This is a genomic window from Pseudomonas maioricensis, from assembly GCF_022790535.1.
GTDB lineage: Bacteria > Pseudomonadota > Gammaproteobacteria > Pseudomonadales > Pseudomonadaceae > Aquipseudomonas > Aquipseudomonas maioricensis.
On sequence record NZ_LOHG01000008.1, the window covers coordinates 217862 to 235726 of the forward strand.

Genomic DNA, 17865 nt, shown 5'->3' on the forward strand with positions numbered 1-17865 from the left:
ATTCATCCTGATAATCGTCGTCCGGGATGAATGTCGCATGCGATGCGGCATCTTTCAGTCAAATCATTTGTGCGGTGTTGCTTATGGATTTCCCGGCGTTGTTGAAGATTCTGGCCAGCCAGGATGGATCGGACCTTTATCTGTCTACCGGAGCACCACCCTGCGCCAAGTTCAATGGGGTGCTCAAACCGCTGGGCACTGAGTCGCTCAAGCCCGGTCAGGTCGCGCTGGTCGCCGACGGGCTGATGGATGCCGAGCAGAAGCTGGAATTTCACCGCGAGCTGGAAATGAACCTCGCTGTGTCGATGGCCGGAATCGGGCGCTTCCGGATCAATATCTTCATGCAGCGCAACGAAGTGTCGATTGTGGCGCGCAACATCAAGCTGGATATTCCGCGTTTCGAAGACCTGCACCTGCCTCCCGTGCTACTCGACGTGATCATGGAAAAACACGGCCTTGTGCTGTTTGTCGGCGCCACCGGTTCCGGTAAATCCACATCACTGGCGGCGCTGATCGACCATCGCAACCGTAATGCCAGCGGGCACATCATCACCATCGAAGACCCCGTGGAGTTCATTCACCGCCACAAGAAGTCGATCATTAATCAGCGTGAGGTCGGCGTTGATACTCGCAGTTTCCGCGCTGCGCTGAAGAACACCCTGCGCCAGGCGCCGGACGTGATCCTGATCGGTGAAATCCGCGACCGGGAGACCATGGAACATGCGCTGGCTTTCGCCGATACCGGCCATCTGTGCCTGTCGACGCTGCACGCGAACAATGCAAACCAGGCGCTGGACCGGATCATCAATTTCTTTCCGGAGGAGCGGCGTCAGCAATTGCTCCAGGATCTGGGCAACAACCTCAAGGCATTCGTTTCTCAGCGACTGGTCAAGACCACGGATGGCAAACGCCGGGCCGCCGTAGAGGTCATGATGGGGACGCCGACCATTCGCGACCTGATTCAGCGCAATGAGCTGACTGAGCTGAAAGGCATCATGGAAAAATCCGCAAATCTGGGCATGCAGACGTTCGACAGTGCGCTGTTCGACCTTGCCGTTTCGGGCGTGATCAGTGAAGAAGAAGCGCTCAAGTACGCCGATTCCCAGAACAACGTGCGCCTGCGGCTGAAGCTGCACGGTGAAGGCGTGACAGCCAACCCGACCGCAGCGCCGAGTGCGCCTGTCGGCACCTCCAGCGTGAATGTGTCGGACTGGGGGCTGGTGGACGAGCGTGACGAGGGTGGCGGGCAGAGTTGAGTCTTTACCCGTACACCGGGAGCATGTAATGGACTGTAGGAGCTGCCGAAGGCTGCGAAGCTTTTACACCGCGATCGCAGCCTCCGGCAGCTCCTACAGGTCCTGTGTTTGCTGCGCGACAGCGCGCTGTAAGCAAACGCAAAATCAATCAGGTACTAACGCGCCAGCCACCCACCATCCACATTCCACGCTGCGCCACGTACCTGGCTGCCAGCCTCGCTGGACAGGAACAACACCAGCTCACCCAACTGTGACGGGGTCACGAACTCGAGCGATGGCTGCTTTTCGGCCAGCAAATCGTGTTTGGCCTGATCTGCGTCACCATTGGCGGCTGCGCGGTCATCGATCTGCTGTTGCACCAGTGGCGTCAGCACCCAGCCGGGGCAAATCGCATTGCAGGTGACGTGAGTCGTGGCGGTTTCCAGCCCGACGACCTTGGTCAGCCCGATGACCCCGTGCTTGGCGGCAACGTAAGCCGCCTTGCCCGTAGACCCTACAAGGCCGTGTACCGAAGCAATGTTGATGATGCGCCCCCAGTTTTTACGGCGCATGCCCGGCAGGCAAAGGCGCGTGCTGTGGAATACCGAGGAAAGGTTGATCGCGATGATCGAATCCCAGCGCTCGACAGGGAAGTCCTCTACCGCGTCGACGTGTTGAATGCCCGCGTTATTGACCAGAATGTCGACGCCGCCGAATTCACGTTCGGCGTAGTCAATCATTTCGGCGATCTGCTCGGGCTTGCTCACATCGGCGGGGTGATGACCCACCTTGCCACCCAATTTCGCGACGTCGGCGATCACTGCTGATGCATCGCCGAAGCCATTGAGGATCAGGTCGGCCCCGGCCTGCGCGAGCGAGAGGGCGATACCCAGCCCGATGCCGCTGGTGGAACCGGTGACTAATGCGGTCTTGCCTTTAAGACTCATACGTTTTGCCTCACACAATGCCTGTGGCGTAGAAGGTGCCGATCACCACGAACACGGCGAGTGTCTTGATGATGGTGATGCCGAAAATGTCCTTGTAAGCCTCGCGATGGGTCAAGCCGGTGACTGCCAGCAAGGTGATCACCGCGCCGTTGTGCGGCAACGTGTCCATGCCGCCGCTGGCCATCGAGGCTACTCGGTGCAGCACTTCCAGAGGAATGTTGGCTGCATTGGCGGCACTGATGAACGTTTCCGACATAGCCGCCAGAGCGATGCTCATCCCTCCGGACGCTGAGCCGGTGATACCGGCCAGCAACGTCACGGTGACCGCTTCGTTGACCAGCGGGTTCGGGATATTCTTGAGCCAGTCTGCCAGGACCAGAAAGCCCGGCAACGAGGCGATAACCGCACCAAAGCCATATTCCGAGGCAGTATTCATTGCCGCCAGTAATGCACCGCTGACGGCACTTTTGCTGCCTTCCGCCAGGCGGCTGCGAATCGCTTTAAAGCCAAACGCCAGAACCATCAGGATCCCGATCAGCAACGCGGCTTCGACGGCCCAGATGGCGGTCAGTTTGGCAATTTCAGTTTGCACCGGTGTGGCCATGCCCGGCAGTGCCAGGGTATGAGTCTTGCCATACCACTGGGGGATCCACCAGGTGAATAGCAAGTTCATGACCCCTACCAGCAGCAGCGGTGAAAGCGCAATCCACGGGTTGGGCAGCTTGATGTCTTCTGGCGTGTCCGGCTCGTTGCGCAATTCGGTGCCATAGCCTTCACCGGCCCGCTGGGCTTTGTTGCGTTGGCGCTGCAGGTAAAGCATGCCGGCGCAGAAGACGAAAATAGTGCCAATCACGCCCAGCCAGGGCGCTGCCCACGCCGTTGTATTGAAAAACGTGGTCGGGATGATGTTTTGTATTTGCGGCGTGCCGGGCAGGGCGTCCATGGTGAAAGAAAACGCACCTAGCGCAATGGTTGCCGGTATCAGACGCTTGGGGATATTGCTCTGGCGGAACATCTCCGCAGCAAACGGATACACCGCAAACACCACCACGAACAACGAAACGCCGCCATAGGTGAGCAGGGCGCAGACCAACACGATCACCAACATGGCCTGGCGTGTGCCGAGCACGCCAATCGCGGCAGCGACGATGGCCCGGGAGAAACCCGACAATTCGATCAGCTTGCCGAACACCGCACCGAGCAGGAACACGGGAAAGTACAACTTGATGAAGCCGACCATCTTGTCCATGAACACGCCGGTGAAGGCCGGTGCGACAGCGGACGGATCAGTCAGCAACACTGCGCCGAGGGCGGCGATGGGGGCGAAGAGGATAACGCTGTAACCACGATAGGCCGCGAGCATCAACAGCGCGAGGGCTGCCAAGGCGATAATCACACTCATTGAGTGTCTCCTGGCCTGGGAATCCGGCGAACTCAGAGGCCGCCGAAAGCGCTCTGCATGGATCGCTGAATCCTGTCGGCATATTGTTATTGTTTTCGGCAGCGGTCGTGCCGCAGGAATGCTTTAGCGGGAATCGTGCCAGTTTGATAACTGGTTGATCTTCAAGGGAATAATGGTTGTTGGGCTGCGGGCGGTTGATTTTTGTCTCTATAAAGAGACTTTTCCGCTTTCCAGCCTACTGAGTCTCCAGACACCACGATGTTGTGCGGGAGACACAGAACGTATGTGGGAGTCGCCCCGGCGTCCCTGACACCATGCTGTCGCGGAGCAAACATTGGACTGTAGCTCACCGAGGTAACGAGGCCAGCGATGGCGGTGTGCCAGATAAACCGCTATCGCTGGCCCCGTTACCTCGGTGAGCTCCTACAGGATTTGGGTCAACTCTGAAAATCGCATCTCGTTTGATAGGAGCGGTGCTTGCCCGCGATTGAAGCGCCGCGCAGTCCTGGATTCCCGGAATCGAGCAGGTCTCCATTAAGAGACCTCAGTCTCTCTATTGAGACTCGGCAATCCCCAGCGCGGCCATTTTCTTGTACAAGGTCGAGCGGCCAAGCCCCAACTGACTCGCTGCTTCCACGACATTCCCCGCGCACTGCACCAGCGCCTGCTCGATCAATTGCCGATCAAAGCGCTGCCGTGCCTGACTGAAAGTCTCACATGGGCCAGGTTGGCAAGCCCCGCCGGGCCGTTGGTTGACAGGCACCAGGCTGCCAATTGCTGCACGAATCTCTTTAGCGTCGAGGATCAGGTCGTCACTGAGCAGTGCCGCGCGCTCCAGCACATTGCGCAACTCACGGATATTGCCTGGCCAGGCGTGCTGCGCCAGTAACGCCTGAGCGCCAGGCTCCAGTTCGTGCTGGCTGCGCAACTCTTCGAGGATCGATTCACTGAGTGCTGGCAGGTCATCGAGTCGCTCGCGTAATGGCGGCACCTGAATGGGCAACACGCTCAAGCGATAATAAAGGTCTGCGCGAAACTGGCCGCGCTTGATGGCGGCTTCAAGATCGGTGGACGTTGCTGCAATCAGCCGGATATCACTTTTGTGTACTTCGTTGGAGCCGACAGGTTCGTACTCTTTCTCTTGCAAGACGCGCAGTAGCTTGCTCTGCAACGGCAGTGGCATGTCGCCAATCTCATCGAGAAACAAGGTCCCGCCCTGGGCAATCTGCAATTTCCCCGGGCGCCCCTTGCGATCAGCCCCGGTAAAAGCGCCCGGCGCTGTGCCAAAAAACTCGGCTTCCAGCAACGTCTCGGGAATGGCTGCGCTGTTGATGCTGACAAACGCCTTGTGCGCACGGGGAGAAGCATTGTGAATGGCATGCGCCAGTAACTCTTTGCCGGTGCCGGTTTCGCCCAGCAGCAGCACCGGTGATTCGGCACTGGCACTGCGTCGCGCCCGGCGTTTGACTTCCAGGCTGGCGGCGCTGGTGCCGATAAAGTGCGCGAAGCTATATTTCGCCTGGCGGGCACGCAGCAAGGAACGGGTCGAGGCAAGCTCTTCCTGCATGCTCAGATACCGTTTGAGCAGCGGTGACAGCGACTGCAACTCATCAAATAGCGCGAAGCCAATAGCGCCGATCAACCCGCCTGAGTCATCGTGGATGGGTAAACGCATGACCACCAGCGGGTCTTTTGCGGTGTCCATCATGTCAAGCAGGATAGGACGCCCGTTGGTTGCGACCTGACGCAGCAGGCTGCCCGGAATGACCTTTTCACAGGGCTGGCCCAGCGCCAGACTTGAGTCCTGTAGCCCGAAGCGGCGGGCGTAGCGTTCGTTGATCCAGACGATCTTCGCGTCTTTGTCGACAATCACTGTGCCTTCGCTCGACTGCTCGATAATTTCGAACAACGAACGAATCGCCAATTGGCGAACGCTGCGGTAGTCGTTAAGGCTATGGCTCTCTTTCATAGGGTGTTCCGTGGTGTGTCACCGGCGTCTGGCCGTACAGAATGCCCGTTTTTTCAACTGAATCCAGGGTGCGCCGCCGCCAGCAATTCCTTGGTGTAAGGATGTTGGGGCGCGTCGAACAGATCGTGACTGGCGCCACGTTCGACAACTTTGCCGTCTTTAACCACGATCACGTCATGGGCCAATGCTTTGACCACCGCCAGGTCGTGACTGATGAACAGATACGTCAGGCCATGTTTTTCCTGTAACTGGCGCAGCAAGGCCACGACTTGTTTCTGTACTGTCCGGTCAAGTGCAGACGTAGGCTCGTCAAGCAGGATCAACGCTGGCTTGAGGACCAGGGCCCTGGCAATAGCGATCCGTTGACGCTGGCCACCGGAAAACTCATGGGGGTAGCGGTGTCGACTTTGAGGGTCGATACCGACTTCTTCCAGCACGCGAATGACTTCAACCTCACACTGCAGCGCGTCCATCTCACTATGGACTTCAAGCCCTTCGCTGATGATTTGTGCCACTGACATACGTGGGCTCAGGCTTCCGTAAGGGTCCTGAAAAACCACCTGCATCTGCTTGCGCCAGGGACGCATCTGCTTCTGATTGAGGTCATTCAGGCTCTGTCCTTGAAACCGGATACTGCCACGCGATTCAAGAAGGCGCAGGATTGCCTGACCAAGTGTCGATTTTCCCGAGCCTGATTCGCCAACAATTCCAAGGGTTTTGCCACGCTCAATGCTCAGGCTGATGTCATCCACCGCCTTCAGATACTCCTTGTGATGGCGGAAAATACCGCCGCTCAGAGAGAACCATACGCGTAAGTTGTCCACCTCAAGCACCTTCTCCCGGCTGTCCCGGGGCAGCGGTTCACCCGCTGGCTCGGCATCGAGCAAAAGCTTGCTGTACGGGTGTTGCGGCTGCTTGAACAAAGAGTGGCAATTGGACTGTTCGACGATTTCTCCCGCGCGCATCACGCAGACTCGCTGAGCAATGCTGTGCACCAGATTCAGGTCATGGCTGATCAACAACAGCGACATGTTCAGGCGCTGTTGCAGCTCTTTCAGCAGCAGCAGGATCTTGCGCTGGACAGTGACATCCAGAGCTGTAGTCGGCTCGTCGGCAATCAGTAACTCCGGCTCACACGCCAGCGCCATGGCAATCATCACCCGTTGCCGCTGACCACCGGAAAGCTCGTGCGGATAAGCTTTCAAGCGCTTCTCTGGCTGCTGGATACCTACCAGTTCGAGCAGTTCGACAATGCGTTTTTGCGCGGCCCGGCCAGCCAGGCCCTTGTGCAGCAGGAGGGTTTCACCGATTTGTTTGGACACAGTGTGCAGCGGGTTAAGCGAGGTCATCGGCTCCTGGAAGATCATGCCGATCTGGTTACCACGCAAACGGCGCAACGTTCGACTGTCTGCGCCGAGAAGCTGCTGGCCCCGATACAGAATGCTGCCGGTGCTTGTCGTGCCGCTGGCGGGCAGGAGTTGCAGGATCGAGTGTGCGGTGACCGACTTGCCGGAGCCGGACTCACCCACCAGCGCCAGGCATTCACCGGCGCGGATGTCCAGGCTCAGGTTCTTGACCACCGTCTGCCCGCTGAAGGCGACGCTGAGGTCACGGATTTCAATCAGGTTGTCCGACATATCAAGACCTCGGGTCGAAGGCATCACGCAACGCCTCACCAATAAACACCAGCAGTGACAGGATCAGCGCCAGGGTGAAGAAGGCTGTCAGGCCCAGCCAGGGGGCTTGCAGGTTCTGTTTGCCCTGGGCAATCAGTTCCCCCAGTGACGCGCTGCCAGCTGGCATGCCAAAACCAAGGAAGTCCAGCGCCGTAAGCGTCGAGATGGCGCCGGTGAGAATAAAAGGCAGGTAACTCAGTGTCGCGTTCATCGCGTTAGGCAGGATGTGCCGGGTGATGACCTTGCGATCACTCATGCCCAGCGCCCGAGCGGCTTTGACGTACTCCAGATTACGCCCGCGAAGGAACTCCGCACGCACCACATCCACCAGGGCCAGCCAGGAGAACAGTGCCATGATGCCCAGCAGCCACCAGAAATTGGGTTCAACGAAGCCGGACAGAATGATCAGCAAATAAAGAACCGGCAAACCTGACCAGACCTCCAGCAAGCGCTGACCGATCAAGTCGACCCAGCCCCCGTAATAACCTTGTAGCGCGCCCGCGGCGATACCAATCAGGGCACTGATTGCGGTCAGGGCCAGGGCAAACAGAATGGATACCCTGGCGCCGAAGATCACCCGGGCGAGCACGTCGCGGGCCTGATCATCGGTGCCTAACCAGTTCTGCGCGGTCGGCGGGCTGGGGGCAGGGCGGTTTAGTTCGTAATTAGGGGTGTTGTCACTGAACGGAATGGGCGGAAACAGCATCCAGCCGTCGCCCTTGTCGATCAGGTCCCGAACGTAATCACTGCGGTAGTCCGGCTGGAAGGGGAGTTGGCCACCAAACTCCTGCTCGGTGTAGCGTTTGAGCGCCGGGAAATAAAGCGAATGCTGGTAACTGAGCACCAATGGTTTGTCATTGGCGATCAGCTCGCCACCCAGTGTCAGCAAGAACAAACCGCAGAACAGCCACAGCGACCACCAGCCGCGGCGGTTATTACGAAAACGGTCCAGGCGTCGTTGGGCCAGCGGAGAAAGTCTGCTCATCAGGCGTTCCTCGCGCTGAAGTCGATTCGCGGATCGACCAGGGTGTAGCAGATGTCTCCGACCAGTTTTATCAGCAAGCCAAACAGGGTGAAGATAAACAGCGAGCCGAACACTACGGGGTAGTCACGCGAAACGGCGGCTTCGTAGCTCATGCGCCCGAGGCCATCCAGAGAGAAAATCACCTCGATGAGCAGCGAGCCTGCAAAAAACACGCTGATGAATGCCTGAGGGATACCCGCTACCACCAGCAGCATTGCGTTGCGGAATACATGGCCGTACAGCACGCGACGCTCGCTCAAGCCTTTGGCCCGGGCGGTGACTACATACTGGCGAGTGATTTCATTGAGGAAGGAGTTCTTGGTCAGAATGGTCAGGGTGGCGAAACCGCCGATGACCAGTGACGAAACCGGTAGCACCAGGTGCCAGAAGTAGTCGGCGATTTTGCCTACCGTTGTCATTTGTTCGAAGTCTTCTGATACCAGGCCGCGTACCGGGAACCAGTTAAGGGACGTGCCCCCGGCGAAAAGCACCACCAGCAGCATCGCGAACAGAAAAGCAGGCATCGCATAGCCAATAATGATTGCAGTGCTGCTCCAGATGTCGAAATGACTGCCGTGTTTGACCGCCTTGCGAATCCCTAGCGGGATCGAGACCAGATAGGTGATCAGCGTTGCCCAAAGTCCCAACGAAATCGACACCGGCATTTTTTGCAGAATCAGATCGGTGACCGTCGCGCCCCGGAAGAAGCTTTTACCAAAATCCAGCTGCGCATAGCTTTTCAGCATCAGCCACAGTCGTTCATGCAGAGGTTTGTCAAAGCCGTACTGGTGCTCGATTTCCTTGATCAACTTGGGGTCAAGACCCCGAGAGGCGCGTGACGGGTTGGTATTGACGGATTCGGCCGCCGCGCTGCCCGTACTGGCGCTTGCGCCGCCGATGCCTTGCAGGCGAGCAATTGCCTGCTCCACCGGGCCGCCGGGCGCTGCCTGTACGATGAAAAAGTTGACCAGCAGAATGCACAGCAGGGTCGGGATGATCAGTAACAGGCGTCGTAATAAGTAGCCGAGCATTCATTTCATCTCCGAGGCGATGGCAGACGCACCGCGTTTTTCTGCGAATTGCTCGTTGGTCAGCGGGGTTGGACTGACTTCCCACCAGGTATCAATAGCCTCGGCGTTGCTGGCCTGAATTTTCGGGATGCCAAAACGGTTCCACCACAGCGTCGAGGCGCCGGGCGGGTAATAGTTGGGAATCCAGTAATAGCCCCATTGCAGTACCCGATCGAGGCAGCGGGCATAGTCGACCATGGTGGACTTCTTGTCGGCACTGACCAGTCCGGCAATCAGGCTGTCGACCGCAGGGTTCTGCAGCACCATATAGTTGTTGGAGCCCGGGTCCCGTGCACCTCTGGAACCGAAGTTGTTGTAGAGCTCCATGCCCGGTGAGGTTGAGACCGTGTAGCCGGTGACGATCATGTCGTAATCCCGGGCCATGACCCGGTTCAGGAACTGCGCCGCATCGATCCGGCGGATTTCGAAGTCGATGCCGATTTGCGCGAGATTGCGCTTGTAAGGCAGCAGTATTTTTTCAAATCCGGCCTGGCCATTAAGGAACGTAAAGGTAAACGGCTCGCCTTGGGCATTGACCAGATGGTCGCCTTTGGGGGTCCATCCTGCGGCTTCGAGCAGCTTCAACGCCTCAAGCTGCTTGTCACGGATATAACCTGTGCCGTCGGTTTTGGGGGTGTGGAATACTTGATTGAAGACCTCCGGTGGCACTGACTCGCGCAGTGGTTCGAGAATTTTCAGCTCGGCCGGAGTCGGCAGTTCAGTCGCTGCCAGGGAGGAGTTCGAGAAGTAGCTGTTCTGGCGGATGTACATGTTGCGCATCATCTGCCGGTTGGTCCATTCGAAATCCCAAAGCATCGACAGCGCCTGGCGTACCCGGCGATCCTGAAACATCGGCCGGTCCTGGTTGAACACAAAGCCTTGAGAACTTTGCACCGCCCCCTTGGCCAGGTGGGCTTTTTGCAAGCGGCCTTCGCTCAGCGCCGGGCTGTCATACAGAATCGAGTAAGCGGTAGCCGAGTATTCGCGGTTGTAATCGTAAGCGCCGCCCTTGAGGACCTGGCGTGCAACATCGGTATCGCCGAAGTATTCGACGCTGAACGTATCGAAGTTGTAGAAGCCACGATTGACCGGCAAATCCCTGGCCCACCATTGCGGATCACGAGCGAACGTAATGCTGCGTCCCGAGTCAACCTTGGCTACCTTGTAGGGGCCGCTGCCCACCGGTATTTCAAAACCGCCACCACCGGCGAAGTCACGACTTTTCCACCAGTGCTCAGGAAAAACCGGCAGCGAGGCGAGGTCCAGTGGTAGCGTCCGGCTTTCGTTAGTCTTGAAGTCAAAACGGATCTGCGTCGGTGATTCGACCTCGACACCTTTGATGTCCTGAAACTGGGTCCGGTAGGAGAGGCTGCCCTGGGTCATCAGCAAGTCGTAGGTGTAGCGCACGTCTTCAGCGGTAATAGGCACGCCATCGGCAAAGCGGGCCTTGGGATTAATGAAGAATCGAAGGGACAGGCCGTCTTCACCGCGCTCGATGCGTTCGGCTACCAGACCGTAAACGGTGTAGGGCTCGTCCAGCGAGCGTACCGCTAACGGTGAATAGACCATGCCGTTGAGTTGGGAAACGCCGGTGCCTTTGTCCAGATACGGCATCAGGTGATCGAACTGACCGATTTCCTGCGCGGAGCGACGCATGCTGCCCCCTTTTGGCGCATCCGGGTTCACGTAATCGAAGTGTTTGAAATCGGCCGGATACCGTGGGGCTTCGCCATACACCGTCAGGGCGTGTTGCGGTGCAGCGCACAGTAGTTGAGGGCCGGAAAACAGGACCAGCATTGCCACGATCAGCGATGAAGAAACAAAACGCATTACTGGAATCCTGACTGATGCTTGCGGGTGGGCATCAGGGTTGAGAGTGGCGATGATTAAAGTCATACGACAGGCACGACCAGGCAATGTTCTTGACTGGTAAATACAGGCTTCAACAAGGTACCGGAACCCGGGCACCTTTGTAACCGGATGATGCGCAGCGCACAGACGGGTGATGTGCCAAAACCCAGCAATTTGCTTGCCGGTGTAGCGCTGTGTTGTTGATAAACGCCTTCGTGAGGCGAGCAGATACAGATGGGACCGGCTTCAGCCGGGAGGGCGTTGTTTCTGACAATGCAGGTTTGTCGACTCTTCGGGCCTCTTCGCGAATAAATTCGCTCCTACCGGATTTGCGCTGACGGTGTCAGGACCACGGCAGCCGAACATGCAGGTGCAGGTTGGCATCCCACAAACAAAAACGGCCCGCCTGAGGCGAGCCGTTTTGAGCGTCAGCAGCGAGGAATCAATCCTGGCGGCTGGTCACTTCCAGCAGGTGATAACCAAACTGGGTTTTTACCGGGCCTTGCACGACATTGATTGGAGCACTGAATACGACTGTGTCGAATTCCTTGACCATTTGGCCTGGGCCGAACGAACCCAGATCGCCGCCTTGGCGGCTGGATGGGCAGCTGGAGTTGGATTTGGCGACTTCCGCGAAATCAGCACCGCCTTCGATCTGAGCTTTGAGTTCGTTGCATTTCTCTTCGCTGGATACAAGGATGTGGCGGGCAGTGGCTTTAGCCATTGGGAGTTACTCCTGTGAAAAAAAAGAAAGAGCCTACCGGATTAAGGAACGCATTTCCCGATAAAGTTCAGGCTGATAACCCAGAGACGGGGCGAGCGGCATTTATTTGCCGCTCTTTTGCGTTCATTACCTGTACCGCAGCCTGCTCACAGCGTCGCGCAGCAACTGCTCGGTCGCATCCCAGCCCAGGCAACCATCAGTCACTGACACTCCGTAACGCATGGATCCGCTGATCGGCTGGCAGCCTTCGAACAGATGGCTCTCGATCATCATGCCCACCAGCGATGAGTCGCCTTGCAAGCGCTGGGCAAGCACGTCACTGAACACCTCGGGCTGGCGCAAAGGGTCCTTACCGCTGTTGGCGTGACTGCAATCGACCATGATGCGCTCGGCGATCCGTTGTTTCGCCAGGCTCTCGCGCACTTGCGCAACATGTTGAGGGTCGTAGTTGGGGCCTTTGTGACCACCGCGCAGCACGATATGCGTGTCGGGATTGCCTGCGGTTTCGATGATTGCCGGATGTCCCTGGCGATCCAGTCCAAAATGGCGATGGCCGTGAGCGGCTGACCGCATGGCGTCACTGGCGACCGTAATGCCCCCGTCGGTGCCGTTCTTGAAACCGACGGGGATTGGCAATCCGCTGGCCATTTCCCGGTGAATTTGTGATTCAGTCGTGCGCGCGCCAATGGCGACCCAACTGAGCAGGTCGTCGAAGTAGCCTGCTGCCATGGGTTGCAGAATTTCCGTCGCAACGGGCAGGCCCAGGCGCAGCATTTCGCGCATCAGATGGCGCGACAGCGTCAGGCCTGCGGCCATGTCGTCGCTGCCATCAAGCTGGGGATCGTAAGCCAGGCCCTTCCAGCCGACTGTGGTGCGGGGCTTTTCTACATAGGCGCGCATCACCAGCAGCATCTGATCACTGACCTCACCGGCGAGAGCCGCCAGACGTTCGGCGTATTCAAGCGCTGATTGCGAGTCGTGAAGAGAGCAGGGGCCGACAACGACCAGCAGGCGCGAGTCTTCGCCGTTGAGAATGGCGCGAACGGCGCGGCGATGGGCTGCAACCTGTTCGCTGAGTGTCAGGTCCAGTGGCAACTGGGCTTTCAGTTGCAAGCTGCCTGGCAGGCGCTGCGGGGCGGGAATGCTGTCGAGCACGGTCAGGTTGCGGGACGACAGGTCAGACGGTTTCATTGCGATGGACGAGTTCATGATTCTGCTTCCTGGGCTGGCGGGTCCGGCCCGCTCAAGCCCTACTGGGGTGTTCGACAATTTGCCGGATCGGCGTTCTGTAGTGACTTGCCACCTGTCAGTGACCGAACGGAGGCGGCTGGCTGTCCCGTACGGAGGCTGCTAAATCGCCAGGCAGTGCAAATGTCGGTGCGGTAATAGGTGCTGTAGTTCATGTTCTGTTCCTCGATTGAATTCAAAATTTCAGGGGCGCTAAAAAACAAAACCCCCGGTCGGGTAGCCGACCGGGGGTAGAGAATTCTCTGGTTGGCGTCCCCTTGAAGTGGGCGCCGGATGGGTATCAGGCGCGCCAGTGGCTAAACCAATACCCATAATAAGAAGTGTTTTGCGGTGCAACGCTTGCGGATTCACCACGCACGGCCGTACGCGAAACCAGGCGACTAACGCTGGTTTGCAACAGTGGCTGTGAAGTGGATGGCAACATGATACGTCTCCGTTAAGTGACGCGAGCTTACTTCAGGCTCGCTGACGAATTCAATCATAAATCTCAATCAAGGCCATAGGCTGCTATTGCCCCGCATGACTCTTGAGTGGGTGCGCCTTCTGGTGGCGAAGCCCAAACGGCATTTTCTTGCGCTGCGCTTAGCTGTTAATCGAGCGAGGGGTATTTATGAGGTCGGGATTTGTTGAGAGCTGTTTATAGGCGAGCATTTCCACTGGGAAAATTCGCAACCAGATGTTTAAAGCTACGAACTGATTCGCGCACCATCCTGCTTATTAAGGTGCGTGAATCCTACAAGCAACAGCGTCTTTGCTGACGCTGAATGGGATCACTCAGACGTCGTCCCGACTTGAGTCGAAGGGGGGGACGGAATGATGCCGTCCTTCATGCCCAGCAAAACCGCCACTTTATGCGCTTCTCCGCGTCGGCCCTTTTTGCGCCCGGCCAGCACTTGATAGGTGGTGGCCGGATCAATGGAATTCTCTCGGGCAAACTCTTGAACAGATTTCCCTTGATGTTCAAGCCATGCCTTGGCTTGTGCAGCGGTGCGTATTCCGGGCATAGTTCAAAACCGTTCAAATCAGTTTAAATTTATCTAGATTCTACCATTCGTAAGGGTTGGGTCAACAGGATTAAGCATTCAAATGAGTGGAATAGGTTCCCGATTAAGAAAGGAAAGAGAGCGTTTGGGCTTGTCTCAACGTGCTTTTGGAGAGATCGGTGGAGTGGAAGCTAACGCTCAGGGCAAATATGAAAGTGGTGATCGTGCTCCCAAGGCCGATTATCTGGCAGCCGTCGCCGCTAAAGGCGTGGATGTTCTGTTTGTGCTGACTGCTATCCCTACGCCGCTCCTTGTCGATAATCTGAGTAATGCCGAGGAGAAAGTATTGGGTAGCTACCGCACCCTGAGCAAGGAAGATCAAGACGCTATCAAGCGATTGACTGTCACCATGGCTGAGCTATCTGCTTCATATGCGATCCAGAGCAAGACCGCTAACCGCAAGGAAGATTGATGGTCCATTGAGGGAAAGGAATCGCCTCTTAAAAAATTTCATGATTCATGGGCATCAGTGATAGCGTGTCCTTAGTGCTATCGCAGAATCAATGTAGGCCAGGCCTTGCGTAAAGCTGGGTCTGGCCTTTTGTTTTTGCTATGGTGACCCGTATTCGTTATGACCGTTCTGCGAGGTGTCTGCTTGATTAAGGTGCTAGTTGTTGATGACCATGATCTTGTCCGGACAGGCATTACGCGCATGTTGGCTGACATCGATGGGCTTCAAGTGGTCGGCCAGGCCGACTCCGGTGAGGAGTCGCTGAAGAAGGCGCGGGAACTGAAACCGGACGTCGTTCTGATGGACGTCAAGATGCCGGGCATTGGTGGCCTTGAAGCCACGCGCAAGCTGTTGCGTAGTCATCCCGAGATCAAGGTAGTGGCCGTTACGGTGTGCGAGGAAGATCCTTTTCCAACGCGTTTGCTGCAGGCCGGTGCTGCTGGCTACATGACCAAGGGCGCGGGTCTGGCGGAAATGGTACAGGCCATTCGTCTGGTATTTGCCGGGCAACGCTACATCAGCCCGCAGATTGCCCAGCAGTTGGCCCTCAAGTCGTTCCAGCCTCAAGTCAACAATTCTCCGTTCGATCTACTGTCGGAACGTGAGATACAGATTGCATTGATGATCGTCGGTTGCCAGAAAGTCCAGACCATCTCTGACAAACTGTGCTTGTCCCCTAAAACCGTAAATACCTACCGTTACCGTATCTTTGAGAAGCTGTCGATTGGCAGCGATGTCGAGCTGGCTTTGCTGGCGGTACGTCACGGCATGGTCGATGCCAGCGCCTGAAATGAACCCACCGTTTGACCCGAGTGCCTTTCTTGCAACCTGTAGTGGCCGCCCTGGCGTGTATCGCATGTTCGATGCCGAGGCGCGTCTGCTGTACGTGGGTAAAGCCAAGAACCTGAAAAACCGTCTGGCGAGTTACTTTCGCAAGACCGGGCATGCGCCAAAGACCAGTGCGCTGGTTTCGCGGATTGCCCAGATCGAAACCACGATCACCGCCAACGAAACTGAAGCGCTGCTGCTTGAGCAAACGCTGATCAAAGAATGGCGTCCGCCTTACAACATTCTGCTGCGCGACGATAAGTCCTACCCTTATGTCTATCTGTCGGACGGCAATTTTCCGCGCCTGAGCATTCACCGTGGCGCCAAGAAACCCAAAGGCCGTTACTTTGGGCCTTATCCCAGCGCTGGGGCGGTGCGGGAAAGTCTGAGTCTGATGCAGAAAACCTTCCTGGTTCGGCAGTGCGAAGACAGCTTCTACAAGAACCGCACCCGGCCGTGCCTGCAATATCAGATCAAACGCTGCAAAGGTCCTTGTGTGGGCCTCGTCGAACCAGAGGTTTATGCGGAAGACGTGCGCCACTCGGTGATGTTCCTGGAGGGTCGAAGCAACACCCTGACCGACGAGTTGAACGCATTAATGGAAAAAGCCGCCATGAGTCTGGATTTCGAACAGGCTGCGGAGTTGCGGGACCAGATTGCATTGCTGCGCCGCGTTCAGGATCAGCAGAGCATGGAGGGTGGCACAGGTGACGTTGATGTGGTGGCGGCGTTCGTCAATCCAGGCGGTGCTTGTGTGCACTTGATCAGCGTCCGTGGTGGCAGGGTGCTGGGCAGCAAGAATTTCTTCCCTCAGGTCGGGATCGAGGAGGAGGTGGGCGAAGTCATGTCGGCCTTCCTGTCGCAGTATTTCCTGGGTGGTGTCGACCGTGAGCTGCCTTCGGAAGTCATCGTCAACGTGCTGCATGACGATTTCCCGACGTTGATTGATGCCATCGAAGAGTCTCGTGGTCGCGAGCTGGTGATCAGCCACCGGGTGCGAGGCACCCGTGCTCGCTGGCAGCAGATGGCGGTGACTAACGCGGAGCAGGCGTTGTCGGCGCGGCTCGCCAACCGTCAGCATGTGGCGGCTCGCTTCGATGCACTGCAAAAAGTCCTCAACCTCGACGAGCCACCGCTGCGCCTCGAATGTTATGACATCAGCCATTCCAGTGGCGAAGCCACCGTTGCATCCTGCGTTGTATTTGGCCCCGAAGGGCCGATCAAGTCGGACTACCGCCGCTATAACATTGAAGGTGTAACTGCAGGCGATGACTATGCCGCCATGCACCAGGCGCTCACCCGTCGCTTCAGCAAGCTCAAGGACGGCGAGGGCAAGCTGCCGGATATTCTGCTGGTCGACGGCGGTAAAGGGCAGATGTCGATGGCCCGCGATGTGTTGAACGAGCTAGCGGTTCCTGACCTGATTCTGTTAGGCGTTGCCAAGGGCACGACGCGTAAGGCCGGGTTCGAAACCCTCTATCTGAATGACTCCGCCCATGAGTTCACCTTGCCGGGAGATTCTCCGGCGCTGCACCTCATTCAGCAGATACGTGACGAAGCTCACCGTTTTGCGATTACCGGGCATCGGGCGCGACGCGGTAAGACGCGGCGCACGTCCAGCCTCGAAGGTGTCGCCGGAGTAGGGCCTACAAGGCGTCGCGACCTGCTCAAACACTTCGGCGGCTTGCAGGAATTGTCCCGTGCGAGCATCGAAGAAATAGCAAAAGCACCCGGAATCAGTAAAAAGCTTGCAGAGTCGATTTATGCAAACCTGCACAGCGAGTAGAATGCCCGCTCACCTCGTAGCAAGTTGTGCCGATGAATATCCCTAATCTGATCACCGTTCTACGTGTCCTCCTGATTCCGATCTTCATTCTGCTGTTTTACTTGCCTTACCATTGGAGCTACATGGCGGCCAGTAGCGTCTTCGCTTTTGCAGCGGCGACTGACTGGCTCGATGGTTATCTGGCCCGTCGTCTGGAGCAGAGCACGCCGTTTGGCGCGTTTCTCGATCCGGTAGCGGACAAGCTGATGGTTGCAGTTGCACTGGTTTTGCTGGTTCAGGCCCACGCCAATCTCTGGCTGACATTGCCCGCTGCCGTGATTATCGGCCGTGAGATCGTTATTTCCGCTTTGCGCGAATGGATGGCCGAACTCGGCGCCAGGGCGCAGGTAGCGGTGTCGAACCTTGGCAAATGGAAGACTGCTGCGCAAATGCTGGCACTGGTCATCTTGCTGGCCAATCCACCCGCGTTCACGTTCTGGGTGGTGCTGGGTTACGTTCTGTTGATTCTCGCTGCGGGCCTGACTTTATGGTCGATGCTGCAATACCTGAGGGCCGCATGGCCGCACTTGAAAACCACGGCGGATAAAAAATAAGTTTTTAAAACAAAGGGT

15 protein-coding genes are annotated in these 17865 nt (G+C 57.3%); 5 read left to right on the plus strand and 10 right to left on the minus strand.

Going from position 1 to position 17865, the window contains the following annotated elements; genetic code table 11:
* The first annotated feature begins 83 nt into the window (after positions 1-83).
* On the plus strand, positions 84-1256 hold the full coding sequence (locus AUC61_RS14915; RefSeq protein ID WP_243247025.1) for a PilT/PilU family type 4a pilus ATPase: 1173 nt from the start codon (positions 84-86) through the stop codon (positions 1254-1256).
* A gap of 155 nt (positions 1257-1411) precedes the next feature.
* Here the strand turns inward: AUC61_RS14915 and AUC61_RS14920 are convergent, their stop codons facing one another.
* The 10 genes from AUC61_RS14920 to AUC61_RS14965 all read right to left on the minus strand — a co-directional run bounded on the left by AUC61_RS14920 (position 1412) and on the right by AUC61_RS14965 (position 14150).
* Entirely contained in the window at positions 1412-2182 is a 771-nt protein-coding gene (locus tag AUC61_RS14920) for a 3-hydroxybutyrate dehydrogenase (protein WP_243247026.1), read from the minus strand.
* Between the two features lie 10 nt (positions 2183-2192).
* Positions 2193-3584, minus strand: coding sequence for a GntP family permease (locus tag AUC61_RS14925; protein WP_243247027.1), 1392 nt, complete (start codon positions 3582-3584; stop codon positions 2193-2195).
* A gap of 553 nt (positions 3585-4137) precedes the next feature.
* The gene (locus AUC61_RS14930) at positions 4138-5553 is read right to left on the minus strand and encodes a sigma-54 interaction domain-containing protein (RefSeq protein WP_243247028.1); all 1416 of its coding nucleotides are present in this window, start codon (positions 5551-5553) and stop codon (positions 4138-4140) included.
* A gap of 53 nt (positions 5554-5606) precedes the next feature.
* Positions 5607-7190: an ABC transporter ATP-binding protein gene (locus AUC61_RS14935; protein WP_243247078.1), complete on the minus strand. Its 1584-nt coding sequence runs from the start codon at positions 7188-7190 to the stop codon at positions 5607-5609.
* 1 nt (position 7191) lies between these two features.
* Positions 7192-8214, minus strand: coding sequence for an ABC transporter permease (locus AUC61_RS14940; protein WP_243247029.1), 1023 nt, complete (start codon positions 8212-8214; stop codon positions 7192-7194).
* Positions 8214-9284 carry a microcin C ABC transporter permease YejB gene (locus tag AUC61_RS14945; RefSeq protein ID WP_243247030.1) on the minus strand — a complete coding sequence of 357 codons (1071 nt, stop codon included), beginning with the start codon at positions 9282-9284 and terminating at the stop codon, positions 8214-8216. The genes AUC61_RS14940 and AUC61_RS14945 overlap by 1 nt, the downstream gene beginning before the upstream one ends.
* Positions 9285-11153, minus strand: coding sequence for an extracellular solute-binding protein (locus tag AUC61_RS14950; protein WP_243247031.1), 1869 nt, complete (start codon positions 11151-11153; stop codon positions 9285-9287).
* 463 nt (positions 11154-11616) lie between these two features.
* The gene (locus AUC61_RS14955; RefSeq protein WP_122663468.1) at positions 11617-11898 is read right to left on the minus strand and encodes a peptidylprolyl isomerase; all 282 of its coding nucleotides are present in this window, start codon (positions 11896-11898) and stop codon (positions 11617-11619) included.
* Positions 11899-12024: 126 nt separating this feature from the next.
* Positions 12025-13107 (minus strand): 3-deoxy-7-phosphoheptulonate synthase, encoded by a 1083-nt coding sequence (locus AUC61_RS14960; RefSeq protein ID WP_243247032.1) that lies wholly within the window; start codon positions 13105-13107, stop codon positions 12025-12027.
* An 809-nt stretch (positions 13108-13916) separates the two neighbouring features.
* Entirely contained in the window at positions 13917-14150 is a 234-nt protein-coding gene (locus AUC61_RS14965; protein ID WP_243247033.1) for a DNA-binding protein, read from the minus strand.
* A gap of 82 nt (positions 14151-14232) precedes the next feature.
* On the opposite strand from AUC61_RS14965, the gene AUC61_RS14970 reads away from it, so the two are divergent.
* From AUC61_RS14970 to pgsA, 4 genes are all read left to right on the plus strand, one after another.
* A complete protein-coding gene (locus AUC61_RS14970) occupies positions 14233-14601 on the plus strand; it encodes a helix-turn-helix domain-containing protein (RefSeq protein WP_243247034.1) in 369 nt (122 codons plus the stop codon).
* A 183-nt stretch (positions 14602-14784) separates the two neighbouring features.
* Positions 14785-15429: a response regulator transcription factor GacA gene (gene gacA, locus AUC61_RS14975; protein ID WP_162873805.1), complete on the plus strand. Its 645-nt coding sequence runs from the start codon at positions 14785-14787 to the stop codon at positions 15427-15429.
* A 1-nt stretch (position 15430) separates the two neighbouring features.
* Entirely contained in the window at positions 15431-17254 is a 1824-nt protein-coding gene (gene uvrC, locus AUC61_RS14980) for an excinuclease ABC subunit UvrC (RefSeq protein WP_243247035.1), read from the plus strand.
* A gap of 32 nt (positions 17255-17286) precedes the next feature.
* On the plus strand, positions 17287-17847 hold the full coding sequence (pgsA, locus tag AUC61_RS14985; RefSeq protein ID WP_027898587.1) for a CDP-diacylglycerol--glycerol-3-phosphate 3-phosphatidyltransferase: 561 nt from the start codon (positions 17287-17289) through the stop codon (positions 17845-17847).
* Positions 17848-17865: the final 18 nt, after the last annotated feature.

What these genes read in the sequence shown, in the direction of transcription:
- AUC61_RS14955 (WP_122663468.1), bottom strand. Translation starts at nt 11,898, where the DNA reads ATGGCTAAAGCCACTGCCCGCCACATCCTTGTATCCAGCGAAGAGAAA.
- AUC61_RS14960 (WP_243247032.1), bottom strand. Translation starts at nt 13,107, where the DNA reads ATGAACTCGTCCATCGCAATGAAACCGTCTGACCTGTCGTCCCGCAAC.
- AUC61_RS14925 (WP_243247027.1), bottom strand. Translation starts at nt 3,584, where the DNA reads ATGAGTGTGATTATCGCCTTGGCAGCCCTCGCGCTGTTGATGCTCGCG.
- AUC61_RS14920 (WP_243247026.1), bottom strand. Translation starts at nt 2,182, where the DNA reads ATGAGTCTTAAAGGCAAGACCGCATTAGTCACCGGTTCCACCAGCGGC.
- AUC61_RS14970 (WP_243247034.1), top strand. Translation starts at nt 14,233, where the DNA reads ATGAGTGGAATAGGTTCCCGATTAAGAAAGGAAAGAGAGCGTTTGGGC.
- pgsA (WP_027898587.1), top strand. Translation starts at nt 17,287, where the DNA reads ATGAATATCCCTAATCTGATCACCGTTCTACGTGTCCTCCTGATTCCG.
- AUC61_RS14915 (WP_243247025.1), top strand. Translation starts at nt 84, where the DNA reads ATGGATTTCCCGGCGTTGTTGAAGATTCTGGCCAGCCAGGATGGATCG.
- AUC61_RS14940 (WP_243247029.1), bottom strand. Translation starts at nt 8,214, where the DNA reads ATGAGCAGACTTTCTCCGCTGGCCCAACGACGCCTGGACCGTTTTCGT.
- AUC61_RS14930 (WP_243247028.1), bottom strand. Translation starts at nt 5,553, where the DNA reads ATGAAAGAGAGCCATAGCCTTAACGACTACCGCAGCGTTCGCCAATTG.
- AUC61_RS14965 (WP_243247033.1), bottom strand. Translation starts at nt 14,150, where the DNA reads ATGCCCGGAATACGCACCGCTGCACAAGCCAAGGCATGGCTTGAACAT.
- uvrC (WP_243247035.1), top strand. Translation starts at nt 15,431, where the DNA reads ATGAACCCACCGTTTGACCCGAGTGCCTTTCTTGCAACCTGTAGTGGC.
- AUC61_RS14945 (WP_243247030.1), bottom strand. Translation starts at nt 9,284, where the DNA reads ATGCTCGGCTACTTATTACGACGCCTGTTACTGATCATCCCGACCCTG.
- AUC61_RS14935 (WP_243247078.1), bottom strand. Translation starts at nt 7,190, where the DNA reads ATGTCGGACAACCTGATTGAAATCCGTGACCTCAGCGTCGCCTTCAGC.
- AUC61_RS14950 (WP_243247031.1), bottom strand. Translation starts at nt 11,153, where the DNA reads ATGCGTTTTGTTTCTTCATCGCTGATCGTGGCAATGCTGGTCCTGTTT.